This window comes from Xenorhabdus khoisanae, from assembly GCF_001037465.1.
Taxonomy (GTDB): domain Bacteria; phylum Pseudomonadota; class Gammaproteobacteria; order Enterobacterales; family Enterobacteriaceae; genus Xenorhabdus; species Xenorhabdus khoisanae.
Map to the genome: position 1 here is coordinate 1 of NZ_LFCV01000254.1, position 2,561 is coordinate 2,561.

Below are 2,561 nucleotides of genomic sequence, written 5' to 3' on the forward strand. Positions count from 1 at the left end.
TATGTTATTTGTGTAAACAGAAATTAAAAAGACAGGTTGACTATAATATAAAGTATTTCCTATTGGGATAGTCTGTTGCTTTAATTAATAATTATGTAAAAAACAACATGATAAAAATTGATGAAGGGATGTTTAATTTGTAAATTAAATAATGAAAGTCATCAAAATCTGATTGTTGTTTAAAAAAAATAGATTTAAATAGATATTTTTATTTTGGTTATCAATATATAGTGTGTCAAAAAGAATTAGGGAGCCAAAGCTCCCTAATTGTGCATGATGGAAAACCAACAAAATATTACAGCCACTTAGAAACTCCGCCGTGACGAGAGCAGGCTCCTTTACGAGATTTACTCTTGCTATAAGTCCCGTCTTTACAAAGAGCCGTATTGGTATTGGCACCTTTTTTCACAGCTTTATTTTTCTTCTTAGACGCTTTTTGGCTTTTTGCTTTTTTGGTTACTTTCTTTTCTGGTGAGTTAACTTTATTTTTGGCTGCTTTCACATTATGTTCTACTGCCGTTGCTGTTTTTGACGCAGTTTCGGCCGAGGTTGATACTGCAGGCGCTGCAAGTGCGGCACTTGAAAACAACACCAGTAATGCTGCAACTGATAACTTCAAGCTTTTCATCATATATGTCCTCTGATTAGAGTACTTACAACCCGAAATCTACTCTTGCAGTTTGGAGTATAGTTTTGAATGTTATGATTGCAAATTTAACATAGAGAATATTTATGTTTTTATATATGTGTAATATTGGGTTTATATGTTTATTTTTAATTAATTCATCTCTTTTATAGATAATTAACGGTATTTAATCTTCAAGGGCTTGATGTGAAAAAAATAACACGAAAAATGGGGAGAATGGCGGTGAATGGCATTGAGCAAAAGGTGACGATCATTACAGGGGGTTCCCGTGGCATTGGTAAGGCCACGGCATGTTGTCTGGCAAAGCTAGGGCACCATATCTGCGTTGGATATCGTAGCCGTGAAGACGAAGCCTATGAAGTTGTAGATATGATCCGTTCCTTGGGGCAGTCAGCAATTGCGGTTCAGGTGGATATCGCGGATGAAAAACAAGTAATAGCCTTGTTCCAGCGGACAGAAAAAGAGCTGGGTTATATTTCTGGATTAGTGAACAATGCCGGAGTCTTAAAATCTCAAGCTACCATTGAACAGTTGACGGCAGAACGGCTAAGTGAAATCTTCGCAATCAATGTCACAGGGGCTTTTCTCTGTGCCCGTGAAGCGGTCAAGAGAATGGCTTTTCGTCATGGTGGGAAAGGCGGCGTTATTGTTAATGTTTCATCCGCCGCTGCCAGACTGGGTTCTCCTCATGAATATGTTGATTATGCGGCATCGAAAGGTGCCGTTGATACGATGACAATTGGCTTGGCGCAAGAAGTGGCTGCACAAGGAATTAGGGTAAATGCCGTGCGTCCTGGGTTCATTTATACCGAAATGCATGCTGATGGTGGGGAAGCGGATAGGGTAAATCGAATCAAAGATTCTTTGCCCATGAAACGGGGTGGGCAGCCGGAAGAAGTTGCTCAGGCCATTGCATGGTTGCTGTCTGATGAATCATCGTATGTAACGGGTAATTTCATTGATTTGGCTGGTGGAAAATAGGCTGATGAAGTGTGAAATGCCATTCTGAGTAAGGTGATCCTAAATATTAGGAAATATTAAAAGCCGGAACTCTTCTTCATATTTCCGGCTAATTGATAGAAGGTAATTTTTTTAGTGACAATGGTCTTAAGCCAGCATTTCCATCAACTTAGGTTTAAGAATAATTTTGCCGGGTTCCATCTCAATATTAATGGGTTGTTCTACTAAGTTACTGATTGTCAGCCAATCCCCCGCAATATAAAGTTCACCATTATCACGGATATTGTCGATCCCTTCATATGGATTCGTTTCCACTTCGTTGATCAAACTATCCAGATCTGCATTGGGATCAACGAGAGAGATGATGATTCCATTGGAAAATTGGGAGATATGAAATAACTCATTCGCGGTAAATCCAGCATCGCTGAGTGCACTGCCATTCAGGATTAATTCTGGAATATCAATGTCAGTATGGCGAAATGAAACATGAAGGCTCATTTGTACGTTCCTTGTGTTATTGGGATATACTACGATACTTTATCAGCACTTCGCCCGCACTGCACCGCGAATTCATACGTGTTTTCATTTGTATCGCATTCTTGGTTAATGATTGATATCTACCCTAGCGTTTAGTTGGCTAATATGCTATCGACAATGTTGCTCTTTGCGAAGCGACTCGCAAAAAATCACTGGATATTTATCCATTTTGAAATGCTTTGTTAGAATTCAACCACGCAATCATTCTGATATGATTGTCATATTTATGACATAAATTTTTCATATAATTGTCATTTGCAATTTTTCTCCTGTTACATTTTTTACATGTTAATATGAACGAAGGTCGGGAATAGGAGGTTATCTCTTCAAATCGTGGTCTGGAAATCAGCTCTTATTGAGATAGCTCCTTAGTGGCGAATAATAAAAAAAGATAAATTATCTTTATAATATATTTATT

Annotated in this window: 3 protein-coding genes; 1 reads left to right on the plus strand and 2 read right to left on the minus strand. The window is 38.2% G+C overall.

The genetic code is table 11. The features are described 5' to 3' along the window. Positions 1-295: 295 nt before the first annotated feature. Positions 296-631: a DUF3761 domain-containing protein gene (locus AB204_RS20620; RefSeq protein WP_235428167.1), complete on the minus strand. Its 336-nt coding sequence runs from the start codon at positions 629-631 to the stop codon at positions 296-298. Positions 632-862: 231 nt separating this feature from the next. On the opposite strand from AB204_RS20620, the gene AB204_RS20625 reads away from it, so the two are divergent. Beyond that, complete coding sequence (locus tag AB204_RS20625) at positions 863-1,627, plus strand: SDR family oxidoreductase (protein ID WP_047965252.1); 765 nt, start codon at positions 863-865, stop codon at positions 1,625-1,627. Positions 1,628-1,753: 126 nt separating this feature from the next. On the opposite strand, the gene AB204_RS20630 is transcribed toward AB204_RS20625, so the two are convergent. Then, entirely contained in the window at positions 1,754-2,104 is a 351-nt protein-coding gene (locus AB204_RS20630; protein ID WP_047965253.1) for a SymE family type I addiction module toxin, read from the minus strand. Between the last annotated feature and the right edge of the window lie 457 nt (positions 2,105-2,561).